The sequence below is a fragment of the uncultured Desulfovibrio sp. genome (genome assembly GCF_949282365.1).
Taxonomy (GTDB): domain Bacteria; phylum Desulfobacterota; class Desulfovibrionia; order Desulfovibrionales; family Desulfovibrionaceae; genus Desulfovibrio.
In genome coordinates, this window is record NZ_CASDOY010000022.1 from 17780 (window position 1) to 33752 (window position 15973).

14 protein-coding genes and 1 CRISPR repeat array (1 of these 15 only partly in view) are annotated in these 15973 nt (G+C 62.1%); of the genes, 1 reads left to right on the forward strand and 13 read right to left on the reverse strand.

Going from position 1 to position 15973, the window contains the following annotated elements; translation table 11 throughout:
* Positions 1-467: a CRISPR direct-repeat array (repeat unit 32 nt; unit sequence GTCGCACCCCTCGCGGGTGCGTGGATTGAAAC) (it extends 1761 nt beyond the left edge of the window).
* 454 nt (positions 468-921) lie between these two features.
* Positions 922-1434, forward strand: a complete 513-nt coding sequence (locus Q1X76_RS06065; protein WP_300718734.1) for a MucR family transcriptional regulator — start codon at positions 922-924, stop codon at positions 1432-1434.
* Positions 1435-1937: 503 nt separating this feature from the next.
* On the opposite strand, the gene Q1X76_RS06070 is transcribed toward Q1X76_RS06065, so the two are convergent.
* From Q1X76_RS06070 to Q1X76_RS06130, 13 genes are all read right to left on the reverse strand, one after another.
* Complete coding sequence (locus tag Q1X76_RS06070) at positions 1938-2615, reverse strand: CBS and ACT domain-containing protein (RefSeq protein ID WP_300718735.1); 678 nt, start codon at positions 2613-2615, stop codon at positions 1938-1940.
* 96 nt (positions 2616-2711) lie between these two features.
* Positions 2712-3503, reverse strand: coding sequence for a fumarate reductase iron-sulfur subunit (locus Q1X76_RS06075; RefSeq protein WP_300718736.1), 792 nt, complete (start codon positions 3501-3503; stop codon positions 2712-2714).
* An 11-nt stretch (positions 3504-3514) separates the two neighbouring features.
* Positions 3515-5371 carry a fumarate reductase flavoprotein subunit gene (locus tag Q1X76_RS06080; protein WP_300718737.1) on the reverse strand — a complete coding sequence of 619 codons (1857 nt, stop codon included), beginning with the start codon at positions 5369-5371 and terminating at the stop codon, positions 3515-3517.
* A 12-nt stretch (positions 5372-5383) separates the two neighbouring features.
* Positions 5384-6013, reverse strand: a complete 630-nt coding sequence (locus tag Q1X76_RS06085) for a succinate dehydrogenase/fumarate reductase transmembrane subunit (RefSeq protein ID WP_300718738.1) — start codon at positions 6011-6013, stop codon at positions 5384-5386.
* Between the two features lie 44 nt (positions 6014-6057).
* Positions 6058-6618: a Fe-S-containing hydro-lyase gene (locus Q1X76_RS06090; RefSeq protein WP_300718739.1), complete on the reverse strand. Its 561-nt coding sequence runs from the start codon at positions 6616-6618 to the stop codon at positions 6058-6060.
* Positions 6619-6627: 9 nt separating this feature from the next.
* On the reverse strand, positions 6628-7473 hold the full coding sequence (locus Q1X76_RS06095) for a fumarate hydratase (RefSeq protein ID WP_300718740.1): 846 nt from the start codon (positions 7471-7473) through the stop codon (positions 6628-6630).
* 37 nt (positions 7474-7510) lie between these two features.
* A complete protein-coding gene (locus Q1X76_RS06100; protein ID WP_300718741.1) occupies positions 7511-8860 on the reverse strand; it encodes an SLC13 family permease in 1350 nt (449 codons plus the stop codon).
* A 48-nt stretch (positions 8861-8908) separates the two neighbouring features.
* Complete coding sequence (locus tag Q1X76_RS06105; protein ID WP_300718742.1) at positions 8909-10228, reverse strand: malic enzyme-like NAD(P)-binding protein; 1320 nt, start codon at positions 10226-10228, stop codon at positions 8909-8911.
* Between the two features lie 887 nt (positions 10229-11115).
* On the reverse strand, positions 11116-11970 hold the full coding sequence (locus tag Q1X76_RS10100; RefSeq protein WP_366140987.1) for an Rrf2 family transcriptional regulator: 855 nt from the start codon (positions 11968-11970) through the stop codon (positions 11116-11118).
* Positions 11971-12092: 122 nt separating this feature from the next.
* On the reverse strand, positions 12093-13475 hold the full coding sequence (gene hmcF / locus Q1X76_RS06115; protein WP_300718744.1) for a sulfate respiration complex iron-sulfur protein HmcF: 1383 nt from the start codon (positions 13473-13475) through the stop codon (positions 12093-12095).
* Positions 13476-13516: 41 nt separating this feature from the next.
* On the reverse strand, positions 13517-14200 hold the full coding sequence (gene hmcE, locus Q1X76_RS06120; protein ID WP_300718745.1) for a sulfate respiration complex protein HmcE: 684 nt from the start codon (positions 14198-14200) through the stop codon (positions 13517-13519).
* 42 nt (positions 14201-14242) lie between these two features.
* Positions 14243-14650, reverse strand: coding sequence for a cytochrome c3 family protein (locus tag Q1X76_RS06125; protein ID WP_300718746.1), 408 nt, complete (start codon positions 14648-14650; stop codon positions 14243-14245).
* Between the two features lie 285 nt (positions 14651-14935).
* Positions 14936-15250 (reverse strand): hypothetical protein, encoded by a 315-nt coding sequence (locus Q1X76_RS06130; RefSeq protein WP_300718747.1) that lies wholly within the window; start codon positions 15248-15250, stop codon positions 14936-14938.
* Between the last annotated feature and the right edge of the window lie 723 nt (positions 15251-15973).

Here is a 15973-nt window from a genome sequence, read left to right on the forward strand (position 1 = left end):
AACAGACTTGCGTCGTAAATATATTGAGTGCGCTGCGGTCGCACCCCTCGCGGGTGCGTGGATTGAAACATTGAAGAACATGGGTACATCTTGACCCTTGCAAGTCGCACCCCTCGCGGGTGCGTGGATTGAAACCTCTCGACCTGCTGGCCCTGTTCGCCGTCATGGTGTCGCACCCCTCGCGGGTGCGTGGATTGAAACCCGCCCTGTGGGGCGGTGTGGCTGTGGTGATTGCGTCGCACCCCTCGCGGGTGCGTGGATTGAAACCTCAACGGGGCCCCGCAGCGCTACGTCATGGTGGGTCGCACCCCTCGCGGGTGCGTGGATTGAAACATCGCCTCCGGCAGCCTGCGCAGGCTGGTGCCGGTGTCGCACCCCTCGCGGGTGCGTGGATTGAAACAAACAACGCCGTCACACTCCGCCAGCAGACAAGGGGTCGCACCCCTCGCGGGTGCGTGGGTTGAAACGATGCTGTTTGAAAGATGGGCTACCAGCAGCCCGTCGCACCGGTTGGAACTCCGTTAGGCAGAACAGCTCCTCCGTCATTTGTCCGTCTTTTTTCTCCGTGACATGCTTTCGCGTCCGGCAGCCAGGAACGACGGCTGTCCGCAGGTTTTGTTTGCCATGCATTCACTTCGATGCCACGGCGGCTGTCTGTCGCCCTTTTCCATCAGTAGCCAGAATCGACCGGGAGAATCACATCTCAAAAGCAGACCACCTGTCTTCTGCAAAGCAGCCTATCCGTGAGGCACGACGTTGCGATCTTATAAGAAAGTTTCTTATTTTTAAGAAAGCAAGCACATATAGCTAAAAAAATATTTCATATAGAACAAGAGTACAGAGAGAAACCCTATTTATTTCTTGAAATACATGCCTTCCTCGGCTATCGTTTCTTCGGCATATGACAAAAGGAGGGTAATCATGGCTCTGGAAGACAAGGATATCTTCAACGCGATTTTTCAAAAGCACAGTGACCAGCCCATCGAGTTCATCATGGAGCAATACGAAAAGGCCAAGCTTCTGAATATGGCCATTGAACGTCGCCTGAACCAGCAGCCCGCACAGGCGAGTACAGAGGCTGACAGCGCAGCGGACGTCGCGTCGCCCGCAGCGGAGGCGCAGACCGTGGTGGAAGAAAAGCAGCCGGCCCCGGTCAAGAAAAAGGTCTTCAGCAAGCAGGATCTGGTCTGCGATCCCGCCGGGGCCATCACCGACAACACCATCACCTGCTGCCTGTGCGGCAAGGCGGCCTGCTCCCTGACCTCGCGCCACCTGGCCAGTCACGGCATCAATGTGGAAGAATACAAATATCTCTGCGGCTACCCGTCCGAGCAGAAACTGATGTCCAAAAATTTCGAAGCCAAGATGCGGCGCAACGTCCAGCGGGCCCAGCAGGCCCGCAGGGAAAAGCGCCTGGCGGGCGACAACGCCTAGCCTGACGGCGGCACGGCCGCACTCCCACACTGGCGGCCACGCGCGCCGCGGATGCTGCCCAGGCAGACACGGGAAAGGGGATGTCCTGACGGACATCCCCTTGTTCGTATGGTGGCACGGCCTTTGCGGACGCAGGGGCCGCTGGGCGGCAGTGCCGGACATCCCCTTGGCCGTATGGTCATACGGCCCGTGCGGGCCCCCTGCCCGCGTACATGGCCGCGCACGGCAAACGCCCGTCCTCCCGGCATGCGCCTGCGGAACGGCCGCTGCGGGCGCCGGGGGCACCTGCCGCGGGCGCTGCCGCCCAGGGAAGCACCGCCGCGATACAAGGAAGATGGCGGCCCGGCCGGAGGATGCGTCGGACAAAAGCATCGAATCAGCCTGGTTTTTCGTTTCGCGCCTGTCAGGCGCTCAACAGGCTGAAGCCCATAATAACAATGCCGGCATGGCGACAGGACATGCCCGTCTGCCATGCCGGCGGTCCGCATCGGGAGCGATGCGCGTTATTTGTCGTTCATCATGTGGATCTCGTCGCCGCGGCCCCAGTAGACCACGCTGCCGTCAGCGGAAAGCTCCTCGATGAGCTTGGCTTCCGAAGCGGCATCAGGAGCGCGGAAACGCAGGGTCACGTCGCGCATGCCGTCGTCCGTGACGTTGGACAGCACGGTGATGATGCGGGCGCCGTATTCCTTGAGCTTGTCCAGCTTGGCGCGCAGGGTGCCGGGCTTGTGCTCCAGCACGAAGCTCATCTGGATGCCCTGTTCGCGGGTGCCCGTGATGTTGATGAACATCTTGAAGACGTCCCAGTCCGTGATGATGCCCGCCAGTTTTTCATCATCATCCACCACAGGCAGGCAGCCCACGGAATACTCCTCCATCAGCAGGGCGGCGTTTTCCACCGTGTTGTTGATGTTGATGGTCTTGGGCTTGACCACCATGATCTGCTTGGCGGGCGTCTCGGCGAGCATGTCGAGCAGCTCCAGGACTTCAAGCCCGGTGGTGTTCTGGGGCGAGAATTCCTTGATGTCCGTATTGGAGATGATGCCCACCACATAGTTGTCCGTGTCCACCACAGGGAGACGACTGACGCCATACTCGCGGAACAGGCTCTTGCATTTGAGCAGCGAGGTGTCCGGCGAGATGGAAACGACTTTGGACTGCATGCAATGCTTGATAAGCATGGTCGAACCTCCTGAAAAAACGTGCGGGAAGGGCCCGGCAGTTACATGAGGACGCTGCGCCGGGGCCCGTGCAGCTGGCGGCCCCGGCCGCTCTCCCTATTTGGCATGATGCCCGCCGCAGCCGCAAGCGTTCACCAGCTTCTTGCGCAACTTTTCGGGCAGCCAGCCGCGCACGGATTCCACGCTCACCATGCGCCGCATGATCCCCAGCTGGTCCTGCAGGGGGATCTTCTTGGGACAGATGTCTTCGCACGCCAGCAGGCCCATGCAGCCGAAGACCCCGTTGTCGTCGCCGATGAGGTCATAGAAGTCCTGGGCGGTGCGCTCGTCGCGCGGGTCCAGATAGAAACGGGCCAGCCGGTTGATGGACGTGGCGCCGATGAAGTCCTTGCGCATCAGGGCCGTGCCGCAGGCGGCCACGCAGCAGCCGCATTCGATGCAGCGGTCCAGCTCGAAGATCTGGGTGGCCAGATCGTTTTCCATGCGCTCTTCCTGGGCGTTGGGATCGAAGGTCTTGCTGGTGTGGATCCAGGACTCGATCTTTTTGCCCACGGAGCGGAACCAGGTGCCGGTATCGACGGAAAGGTCGCCCAGCAGCTTGAACACCGGCAGGGGGTGGAGCGTGATGAAGTCCGGCAGGTCGCTGGTCTGGGTATGGCAGGCAAGACCGGGACGGCCGTTGATGACCATGCCGCAGGAACCGCAGATGCCCGCGCGGCAGCAGAAGTCGAACTGCAGGGTGGGATCCTGGGTCTCGCGGATCTGGTTCAGTGCGATGAAGAGCGTCATGCTGGGGTGTTCTTCCAGCGCGTAACGCTGCATGTGGGGGGTGGAGAGGGGATCACTCGGGTTGTAGCGAAAGATCTCCAAAGTCAGTGTACGTCCCATAACAGTCTCCCTTACGCCTTGTCCTGAAAGGAAATAACTTCATCCTCTGCCACCTCGGAAGGGATGATCTTGCCGCCGCCGTATCCGCGGTCACCAGGAGGCAGGATGTAGAACGGCGTCGCCTTTTCATATTCGAGGGTCGGCAGGTCGGCGCCTTCCTTCCAGTAGGCAAGGGTGCGCACCAGCCAGTCGCGGTCGTTGCGTTCGGGGTAATCCTCGCGGGCATGGGCGCCGCGGCTCTCGGTGCGCATGAGCGCGCCGTAGGCGGTGCACAGGGCCAGCTTGAGCATGCCGGGCACGCGCAGCGCCATGGACATCTCGGCATGGGGGCCGGCGAACTTGCCGCCCTTGAGGCGCATCTTCTTGGCGCGTTCCATCAGTTCCTGCAGCTTGACCACGCCGGCTTCCAGATCCTTGCCGTTGCGGAAGATGCCCACATGCTCCATCATCACGTCCTGCATCTCGTTGCGCAGGGTGTAGCAGTCGTCGCCCGTGCCCTTGTAGAGGGCGTCGATGCGGCTCTGGACCGCCAGACCGCAGTCGCGCACGGCGGCGGTGGAGAAGGTGGTCTCGTAGCCCTGCAGGAATTCCACCAGCTTCTGGCCCACGATGCGGCCGGCCACCACGGTCTCGGCCAGGGAGTTGCCGCCCAGACGGTTGAAGCCGTGCAGGTCCCAGCAGGCGGCCTCGCCGGCGGAGAACAGGCCCTTGAGGCCGTAGGCCGCGCCGTCCTTGTTGGTGCGCACGCCGCCCATGCTGTAGTGATGGGTGGGACGCACGGGGATGAGCTGGTGGATGGGGTTCACGCCCAGGAAGTTGGTGGAGATGTCGTAGACTTCACGCAGGTTGGTGGTGATGTGCTTTTCGCCCAGGTGGCGGATGTCCAGCCACAGGTGCTCGCCGTAGGGGCTGGGCACGCCGAAGCCCTTGCGCATGTGTTCGGTCATGCGGCGCGACACCACGTCGCGCGAGGCCAGCTCGGCCTTTTCCGGCTCGTAGTCGGGCATGAAGCGGTATTCGTTGACGTCCAGCAGGGTGCCGCCGTCGCCGCGGCAGCCTTCGGTCACCAGGATGTCCGTGGGCACCGTGCCGGTGGGATGGAACTGTACGGCCTCCATGTTGCCCAGGGGCACCACGCCGGTGTCCAGAGCGGTGATCTGGCCGCCGCCGTCGCAGATCACGGCATTGGTGGTGGCGCGGTAGATGCGGCCGTAACCGCCGGTGGCGATGAGGGTCGCCTTGGCCAGATAGGCCACCAGCTCGCCGGTGCGCAGGTCGCGCGCGATGCAGCCCATGCAGGTCTGGCCGTCATGGATGAGGGCTTCGGCCTGGGTCCTGTCATGCACGGTGACGCCCAGCTGCAGCAGACGGTTGTCCAAGGTGAAGAGCACCGCATGGCCGGTGCCGTCCGAGGTGTAGCAGGTACGCCACTTGGCCGTGCCGCCGAAGGCGCGGGAGTGGATCAGGCCGCGGTTCTCGGCTTTTTCCGTGGCCTTGAAGGGCTTGCCGCCCTTGTAGTAGGTGTGCTCGCCGGGCACCACGCGGCTCCAGGGCACACCGAAGAAGGCCATCTCGCGCATGGCGATGGGCGCGGTCTCGGCAAAGAGGCGGGCCACTTCCTGGTCGCAGCCCCAGTCGGAGCCCTTGACGGTATCGTTGAAATGGATCTCCGGGCAGTCCCCGTCGCCCATGATGGAGTTGCCCAGGGCCGCCTGCATGCCGCCCATGGCCGCGGACGAATGCGAACGTCTGGGGGGAACAACACTGAGGCAGATCACGCTGAAACCGGCCTGGGCCGCTTCAACAGCCACACGTTCGCCGGCCAGGCCGGCGCCCATGCACAAAACATCAGTCTGATAAACGCGCATATTCCCTCCTACCTAGGCAAGAAACCACACCCGGACCAGCGCCAGGAAACCCATCACCGCGTAGGCGGCCATCCCGATCATGATGCGCTTGCGCCACAGGGCGCGATTGGCGCGCGTGCAGAAACCGTACTTGACGGCCAGGCGGTAGATGCCGATGCCCGTGTGCAGGATGACGCTGGGCAGGAAGAACACATAGAACAGCAGCCAGCCCTGATGCAGACGCGCGGCGCTGCGGGCCGCGGAGATGGGCAGGTCGGTCATGACGGTGTAGACATGATAGAACGCGCCCATCAGGATGATGATGGCCGTCAGCACCTGTACCAGCCACAACCAGGTGTCCTGCTCGCGCAGGGCGCGGCTGTGACGCACGAAAAGCTGCAGTTCACCGGCGCGGAAGGGCATTTTGCGGGCGGCGATGTAAAAATGGACCGCCACCAGCAGCAGAAGGATGGGGGCCGAAATCTGCGCCACCCACAGGGCTTCCAGCAGCCAGGCGATGCCATTGGTCAGGGAGGGGGTCAGGATGACGGTGCCCTCCAGCACCAGATGGATACAGACGAACAGTGCCAGGATGGCACCGGATGCGGCTTGCCAGAAATCCAGGCGGTTGCGTCCGGGATCCGGATAATCTCTCTCTGCCATGTTGCCTCCTAAGCAATGGCTCCTCTCAGAAGCCAGATTGGGGACTACAGCTTCCTGTACGGAGCCTGTCCGGTTTCGTAATAGTTGTCGCCGGTACTGTCGATGACCACGATGGCCGGGAAGTCTTCCACTTCCAGCGCGGCCACGGCTTCAGGCCCCAGTTCCTCATAGGCCAGCACCGTGTACTTGCGGACGCTGCGCGAGATCAGCGCCCCGGCACCGCCCACGGCCGCCAGATAGGGCACGCCGTGCTTCTTCATGGCTTCCACCACTTCGGGCTTGCGGTAGCCCTTGCCGATCATGCCCCGCAGGCCCTGATCCAGCAGAGTGGGGGTATAGGCATCCATACGGCCGGAGGTGGTGGGCCCGGCCGCGCCGATGGCCTGCCCGGGCTTGGCCGGGCTGGGTCCCACATAATAAACGACGGCGCCGTTGAGGTCCACAGGCAGCTGCTCGCCCCGTGCCAGGGTCTCCACCAGACGCTTGTGGGCCGCGTCACGGGCGGCGATGATGGTGCCCGTGATGAGGACCCTGTCCCCGGCACGCAGGGAACGGGCCGTAGCCTCGTCGAAGGGGGCGCGGATGCGCTTCATACTGTCGGACATGGCAGGCTCCTACAGACGCACTTCGGCGTGGCGCGCCGCGTGACAGTTGATGTTGACCGCCACCGGCAGGGAGGCGATGTGGGTGGGGGCCCACTCCACATGCACCTTGAGGGCCGTGGTCTCGCCGCCCAGCCCCTGGGGACCGATGCCCGTACGGTTGATGAGCTCCAGCAGCTCGTCCTCAAAGGCCGCGTAACGGGGATCGGGGTTGCGGCTTTCCAGATCGCGGGCCGCGGCGCGCTTGGCGCAGAGGGCGGCCACTTCCATGGTGCCGCCCAGGCCCACGCCCACCACCATGGGCGGACAGGAATTGGGACCGGCCGCCAGCACGGCGTCCAGCACCACCTTGCGCACGCCTTCGATGCCGTCGGCGGGCACCAGCATCCTGACCACGCTCTTGTTTTCGGAGCCGGCGCCCTTGGGCGCCAGGCGCAGGGTCAGGCCGTCACCGGGCACGATGCGGGTATGGATGACGGCGGGGGTGTTGTCGCCGGTATTGCGGCGGTCGAACAGGGGCTCGGCCACGCAGGACTTGCGCAGGTAGCCGTCCACATAGCCCCGGCGCACGCCTTCGTGGATGGCGGCCTCAAAATCGCCGCCCGTGATGTGCACGTCCTGGCCCACATCGGCGAAGACCACGGCCAGGCCGGTGTCCTGACAGATGGGGATGTCGCCCTGGGCGGCGATGTCCGCGTTTTCCAGCAACTGTTCCAGGATATTGCGCCCCACAGGCGAAGGTTCGCTCTCCAGCCGTTGCCGGAAGGCCTCCCGGACATCGGCCGGCAGATGGCAGCAGGCCTTTACGGCCAGGGCCGCCACAGCCGCGCTGATGGCCTCAACGGAAACTTCTCGCATGATGTTTCACCTCGTCATAGTGATGTGATGGGACGGCCTAGGGATAGAAGGGCCAGATCAGCGGGATCAGCAGCCAGCACATGATGAGGGTGATGAGCTGCAGCGGCCAGCCGGCCTTCACATAATCGAGGAAGCTGTACTTGCCGGGGCCCAGCACGATGGTGTTGGGCGGGGTGGCGATGGGGGTCAGGAAGCAGGCGGAGGCGGACATGGCGATGCCCATGACGATGGGCAGGGGCGACACGCCGGACGCCGTGGCGATGGGCAGGGCCAGGGGCGCCATGAGGGCGGCGGTGGCCGTGTTGGACATGAAGTTGGTCACGATGGCGGTGAGGGCGCAGCAGACCAGCATCAGCATCCAGGGTTCGGAGACCTGGGAGACCACGGCATGGGCCACGATGGCGGCCGCGCCGGACTTGGACATGGCGGCCGACATGGAGAGCATGCCGGCGAACAGGAAGATGGTGGTCCAGTCCACGCTGCGGAAGGCTTCGCGCATGGTCATGCAGCGGGTGATGACCATCAGGCAGGCGCCAAGCACAGCGGCTGTGGTCAGGGGGATGTATTCACTGGCCATCATGATGACCACGAAGGCGAAGATGCCCACGGAGGTCCACATCTTTTCCGTACGGCGGGGCCTCTGTTCGGTTATGAGGTCGTCGCTCATCTGGCGGCCTTCAGGCAGGAAGCGATAGCCCAGGAAGGCATAGTAGGCCAGACCCACCACCAGCAGCGGGACACCGATGAGACCGAATTCGAAGAAGCCGAAGGGCTGGACGTTCATCTGCTCCAGCATGGAGTTGATGATGCCGTTGGGAGGCGTGCCCACCAGGGTCACGGTACCGCCCAGGGAGGAGGCGAAGGCCACGGGCATCAGGACCTTGCCGGGAGCCAGCTTGGCGGAAAGGCACATGCCGAGGATCATGGGCACGGCCACGGCCGTGGTACCAGTGTTGGACAGGACCGTGGAGAGCAGGCCCACGGCCAGCATGGCGAAGAAGAGCAGCTTGACCGGGCTGCCCTTGGACAGGGCCACGGCCATCTGCCCCACTTTGTCGGCAAAACCGGTGACGAACGTACCTTCGCCCACGATGAACATGGCCATGAAGAGCACCACGGTGGGGTCGCCGAAGTAACTGAAGGCCACCTTGGAGGTGATGACGCCCGTCAGCGAAAGACCAATGGGAACGAGCAGGGCCGTGATGGGCAGGGGCACGATCTCCGTGAAGAACATGACGGCCGCCACACCAAGGATACCCAGGGTGATGTAGGCCTTGGTGGGGTCTTCGGGCAGCTTGATGCTCGACGGAGCGGCGGCCAGAAGATCCTGAGGAAGACAACACGACACCGCTACCAAGATCACCAGCAGGAGAAAGAGTCGTTTCATATGGGGTCCTCGTGAGTAAATGACACCGGCAGATGCCGGAGGGGCTGTTTATCTCTGGTGCAGCTGCTGCACATAGCTGCGCACGCGCGCCTGGGTGGCGTCCATGCGGGCGCGCAGACCGGCCGCGTAGGCTTCCAGATCGGCGATGGGGCGCGTGGCCACGCCGCTTTCCATGGCGGCCCTGGCCACGGCGGGAGTGACGGTGGTCAGGATGCGCGGATCCAGAGGCTTGGGGATGATGTAGCCGGGGCTGAACGACAAATGGTCCACCCCGTAGGCATCCAGGACGGACTGCGGGACTTCCTCGCGGGCCAGGTCGGCCAGCGCCCGGGCGGCAGCCAGCTTCATGGCCTCGTTGATGTCGGTGGCGCCCACGTCGAGCGCGCCGCGGAAGATGTAGGGGAAGCCCGAGACGTTGTTGATCTGGTTGGGATAGTCGGAACGGCCCGTGCCCATGATGGCCTCGGGAACGGCGGCCTTGGCGTCTTCGTAGCTGATCTCGGGATCGGGGTTGGCCATGGCGAAGATGATGGGCCGCGGGTTCATGGAGCGCACCATGTCCTGGCTCACGAGGTCCTTGGTGGACAGGCCCAGGAAGACGTCGGCCCCCTTCATACAGGCGGCCAGATCGCCGGCGTCCTCCGCCTGGGCGAATTCTTCCTTGTAGGCATTGAGCCCCGCCCTGCCCTTGTGGATGAGGCCGCGCGAGTCGAACATGAAGATGTTTTCCCTGCGCACGCCCATGAGTACATAGAAGCGCGCGCAGGCGATGCCGGCGGCGCCGGCGCCCACGATGATGACCTTGCAGTCCCCGATCTTGCGGCCGGTGAGCTGGCAGGCATTGTACAGGGCCGCGCCGGAGATGATGGCCGTGCCGTGCTGGTCGTCATGGAAGACGGGGATACCCATCTCGGCCTTGAGGCGTTCTTCGATGTAGAAGCATTCGGGAGCCTTGATATCTTCCAGGTTGATGCCGCCGAAGGTGGGCTCCAGACATTTGACCACGTTGATGAGTTCGTCGCTGTCGGTGGTGGCAAGGTCGATGTCATAGACATCGACGTCGGCGAAGGTCTTGAAGAGCACGCCCTTGCCTTCCATGACAGGCTTGCCGGCCAGCGGACCGATGTTCCCCAGGCCCAGCACGGCGGTGCCGTTGCTGACCACGGCGACCAGGTTGGCGCGGCCGGTGTACCGGGCCACCAGCCGGGGATCGTCCTTGATGGCCAGGCAGGCGGCGGCGACTCCGGGCGAATAGGCCAGGGAGAGGTCTTTCTGATTGTTGCAGGGTTTGACCGGAATGACCTCCAGTTTCCCCGGGCGGGGCAACTGGTGATATTCCAGCGCCTCCTCACGCGTGAAAAGTGCCATGGCCTCCTCGCTTCATTGAAGATTACTGCATAAGGTTCACTGAGGGACTGCTAACACTATGAACAGGATTACAGAAGTTTGGATATTTACTCAATTAAAAAAGGACTATGTGAAATTTTTTTCATAAAATTTTTTATGTGATTTTTTTGTAACACAAGAAATTTCTTGGAAAAAATTTTTTTGAAACATTTTTTAACAAAAAATCGCGGATAAAATTTGTTTTAATTATGATTAAACAAATCAGAATAAAAATCATAAATTCTCACAGTGTGTTACTTTTATTATAAATTCACTATGAAATAAAATGCGCCTCTTTTTTCGCCCCTGGCACAGGAGAAAAAGAAAAATGCGTCACATGCGGTGGCCGCATGGAGGAGGAAGGAGAACGGCGCGAGCCTGATGCTCCGGCAGCGCATGGTCAGCGCCGGGCACAGCCCCGGTGCCTGCCGGACGGCGGGAGAGCGGACGAAGATCGGACGGAAGACAGGCGAAGAGTGTCGGGAACGGGACGGAGAGCGCAGGCTGCGTGGAAAGCGCCTGCCAGGCGCGTCCAAGATGCATCGCGGGCCTGCACCTGGTGTGCGCTGTGCCATGCGCGGCATGGTGGCGAATGCCTGTCATGGTTCGCCTGTCATGAGCCGGCTGCCGTGGAGACTGGCCAAGCCGGCTGCCGTGGCGGGCCTGCATGGCCTGTGGCATGCGGACCGGCCCAAGACGGCCTTGCGGCGGGAAGCGTGCGAAGCGTCCTTTGTCCTGCCGGGACGCCCTCCCCATCAGCCGTCAGGCGCTCCGCGGGCACCTCCTCCCTCCGGCAGAGCGGCGAGAAGCCGCGCGGGACGGTCGGCAGCGTCGTCAGGCTGCCCCTGCCGGCGACACGCAGCCGTCCCTCAGGAAAGACCGCCGCGGACCTGGCTGTTGTGCTGCTCCAGTATCTCCTCATATTTCAGGATGTCGTTGAGGCTCATGGATTCCAGGACGGAATCCAGGCTGCCCTGCAGGCTGAGCCAAGCCTTGTGTACCTCGCAGTCATCCAGCTGGGCGCAGGATTCGGCTTTCCTGTCGCGGGAGCAGCCGAGCTCGATGCCGCCTTCCATGAGGCGCATGATGCAGCCGAACGTCAGCTTGTCGGGCGGCTGCAGCAGCACATGCCCGCCCCGTGCGCCCCTGATGCTGCCCGTGATACCGGCCAGGCGCAGCTGGCGCATGATCTGTTCCACAAATTGCGAACTGATTCCCGTCTGCGTCGATATGATGTTGGAAGACACAGGTCCACTCGGTTTATTCTTTACAAGATAGTAAAGGATCCTGGTCGCGTAACGTGTCTTGGCTGACAGTCTCATGGCATTCCCCCGCAGCGCCCGCCCCGCTGTCCGCTCCGCCGGCAGGTGAAGGCGCTCATAAGCTCTGGTCGTCCATTTTGGCAGCAGTGTACTCCAGCCCGGAGATTTTTTGTAGGATTTTTTGTGATCTTCTGTTGCGCCATATTTCACAAAACCGGCGGGGCCGCACCTCCCCTTCCGTCCGGTACTGCACACGGCGGACACGGCGCGGATGACTGGAGGCCGCCCCACCATCCCGGGCCGGCGCACACGATGGCACCGTCTATCATCCGCTCCGCCCGGCCGCAGTCCATCCCCTCCGCCGCAACCGTTCGTCCGCTCTGCCCGGCCGCAGCCTGTTCGTCCGGCACAACCGCGCACAACACTCGGCGCGAAAAAGACCGGGCGCGAAAAAGCCCCCATGACGACAGGACGGAGATGTCACTGCTACGCCACGCGGGGCCGTTGGAGCAAAAAAGACGGGCATGCGGAAAGGACGATGATCCGCATGCCCGTCGGGCTTACCGTGTTCCCACGGTCTTGCGCTAGGCGTTATGCTTGATGTGAGGCGGGATCTCCAGCATCTCGATGAGCAGCGGCTTGAGGAAGGACCACTTGATGTTGTGTTCTTCGTAAACTTCCATCATGTCGCGGATGGCGTCCCAGCAGTTGTGGCAGGGGCTCACCACCAGCTGGGCGCCCGTGGCCCTGATCTGCTCGAGCTTGTTCTTCAGGCCGATGTTGCGCTGTTCGCGGTACAGGCCGATACCGTTGAGACCGCCACCGCCACCGCAGCAGAAGTTGTGCTCGTTGTTGGGGGCCATTTCGCGGAAGTCTTCCGCGATGTAGCCCATGATCTCGCGGGTGTAGCGGCCGAGGCCGTCGTTGCGCACATAGTTGCAGGCATCCTGGAGCGTACAGGGCACCTTGATCTTCTTGGTGGGGTCGATCTTCAGCTTGCCGTTGCGCAGGGCATAGGCCACCCATTCCACATAGTGGACGAAGGGCACCGGCGGATCGCCGTTTTCCTGACCGCCCCAGTAGGGGCCTTCCACCACGGTGGCGCGGTGGGCGTGACCGCATTCGGTACCCACCACCATCTTGGGACGCAGGCGCTTGACGGCGCCGTAGATGCGCTGGACGTTCTGCTTGCAGCCTTCCCAGTCACCGGCGAACATGGTCAGGGAGGTGTTTTCCCAGCCTTCGCTGGGCACCGTCCAGTTTTCACCGGCCACATGGAAGAGGACGGCGGCTTCGGCGATGTCGTTGGGGTAGTGCTTCACTTCGCGGGCATTGAGGATGTACATGATGTCCGCGTCTTCCTTGTCGATGGGGATCTCCAGATCGGGCCATTCTTCCTGGGCTTCTTCCGCCATCCATTCGCAGGTATCCACCCAGTCCTCCTGGGTGACGTCCATCTGGGCGCCGTAGACGCGGTGCATGCCGGAACCGATCTTCATTTCCCACGGGATGAAGCCCTGCTTGAACAGGACGCCGCGCAGGTAGCTGAACATGACGCCCGTGTCGATACCGTGCGGGCAGTACATGCCGCAGCGGTTGCAGCAGGTGCACTGGCCCCAGGCCACGTCCATGCAGTGCATCATGAACTCGGCGTCGACCTTGCCCTTGCGTTTGAGCAGCTCGCCCAGGGTGGACTGGATCTTGTACGAGGGGATCTGCATGGGGTCGTTGTTGTTGGCCTTGTAGAAGAAACAGCTGTCGGCGCACATGCCGCAGTGGGCGCACATCTCGAGCCAGGTGCGGGTGCGGGACTTGCAGGTTTCCTCAAGGTCGCGGGCCAGGGCTTCCTGGTCCACGCGCATTTCTTTCATCTGGCTATAGTATTGCCTCCCCCCCTTGTCAGCCAGCAAGGCACGGATACCTTCGGCGGTCGTGACAGGCGTAGGAGTGCAGAGCATTTCTTCCATTATGATTCTCCTTTCAGATTCGCAAACGTCGTCAGATCATCCTACCAAGGGAATACGCCACCGCGGCTGCGTCCACCGCGCTTGATCGCGTAGTCCATGCCCAGCTGGGCACGGGACATGAAGAAGAGGACGATATGGGAGAGCTTGGTGAAAGGAGCCAGGATGAGGAACAGTTCACCGCTCAGGACATGCAGGATGATCCAGGTGGAGTAGGAGGATTCCGAAGCGAAACGGGCGATGACGCCGGTGAGGAAGGGCAGGATGGTCAGCACCAGCACCAGCCAGTCCGCAGAGGTCGTCAGGTGACGCACGGCGGGCACGCGCAGGCGGCGCAGCACCAGCAGAGCCAGACCGATGAGGCTCATGATGGCGAGCAGGTCAGCCAGGGCGCCGGGCAGGCTGGGCAGGGAGATGCCCAGGGCGTCCTCAAGCAGGACGGTGTGCCCCAGCAGGAAGAGCGGCAGCAGCACCGCCCCGAAGTGGAGCAGGAAAAAGGCCACAGTGGCCATGGGTTGCGTACGCCAGCCCTGCGTCCCGCCGGGGACCAGCCATTTGAAAATGGAGGCCAGGATACCGGGGATGGAGCGTTCGGGGTGGGCGGAGTAAGCTACGCGTTCCAGCTTCGCGTCAAGGCCGCGGACGTAAAGCACGGCTTTGAAAAGCAGGCCGGCAACGAAAACCAGCAAGGAAAAGATGAACAGGGGACCTGAAATGAAATCAATCATTTGAAACTGCCTCCTATGATGGCTCGAAGATCGGAAATACGGCTACTTGGCAGCAGCCGGTTGGGAGGCGGCATTGGACGCGCTGTGGCAGAGACGGCATTCCACCAGGCGAGGGCCCCGCTTCATCAGGACATGGCACTCGGTACAGGACGCATGCATATAGGCGACCTGGTCACCAGCAGCGACTTTTTCCACATTGAGGAAACGCTCCGACATGCCCTCATCGTTTTCCACATGGCAGGCGGAGCAGTCCTTGCCGGCTTCGCCGAGGACTTCCACATGGCGGTCATGCGAGAAGAAGACCTGCGGCATGGAGTATTTTTCCACTACAGGGACGGTGATGGGGATCCTTTCCTCTCCGAAGGCAGCGGTCTGCGTGAACGGAAGGGAAAGCGCAAGAAAGGACAGGATGACAAGTCCTGCTGCCGGGCGTGTTGCTTTGTGGTTCATAACATTCCTTTCGTTGTACCTGAAAAAGTGCGTTGATGTGCAGCCTGCACGTTGCAGTGCGCCCCTTGTCCGGTGCGCACGCTTTCCAGCATCCCTCTGACCCGTGCGGGAAGCCCGTCGGCCCCGCGCGGTCCGCAAGCGGGAGAAAGGAGGGAGCCCCTTGCCCCACCGGCAGGACCGGAGGAGAGCGGGAAGCTGAAAGGCAGGGCGGCAGGAGGGAAGCCCCCCTGTCTGGTGCAAAGCTGTGCCCCTTCAACCCTAGAACGCACGAGAGCCGCTGCCCGGTCAGGCCGCGCCTCTCGCCCGTGCGATCTTCTTGTCCTGCAGAAGTGCCTCCGCCGCGCCGCGCATGAAGATGGCACATTTGTAGGAATTGTTGTTCATGCAGCGAAGCGCGTAAGCCGCAGCCACCAACAGGAACACACGGGACTCATAGTCCAGTTCCCTGGTCATGAGCCAGTGGTCCGCCGTGCTTTCCTCCTGGGCCGGGACGCACGCGCGCATCATGTCTTCCTCATGTTCCCCACCGGTGAGCGTGCTGTACAGTTCATACAGCATTTCCGGAAGATAGGAACGATTCAGACCTTCTTCCATAGCCATTTGCTCCGCTGCGCGCAGATTATTCAGACAAAAAAGGTCTACTTAATCTATATGCGGTTTGTACAGTATAAAACAGTCCGTGTCAACACGAATTTTGAAAAGGGGAACGTCATACGATCATAAAATATTTAGCAATAACAATAAATTATATCAAAGATACAGGTCTGCGACGGCCGCCACGACGCGCCCTGAAGCCTATCGGCAAAATAGGATTCGCACCCTTTCACGTCCGGTCAAATACAATATATTTCTCTGCCATTACAGATATGGTAAAGAATCCCCGTTGCAATGCGGACTGCAGCAACAGCGCAACGGGATGGAGAGCGACTGTTGCAGCCACAGGACGGCCCGCCGGCAACGGCAAAATACAGAGCTGGCTGGCCCGGCAGCGGCCGGGAGGACGGCCACCCCGCTCCTGCCGGGCCCCCTCGCTCCGGCATGCCCTTCGGCTGACCGTACAGGCGCGCCCGGCTTCCGGCTCCCGGATATCGACCGGGAAGCGGAAACCGCTGAAGGGAAAAAGCAGACAGTCCGACAGGCGGCATGCGGACCGGAAACGACGCAATGGCAGGGCTCGGCCGCGGGAGGCCCGGACGGCAGGCACGGGCAAGCCAAAACGGCCCGTATAGGGGGTCACGATAGATGAGAATGGGGAATAGAGCGGGGGAAGCCTGACGAATGGTTGACTTCCCCTTGACTGACGGGGGCTTGACGCTTGACCAG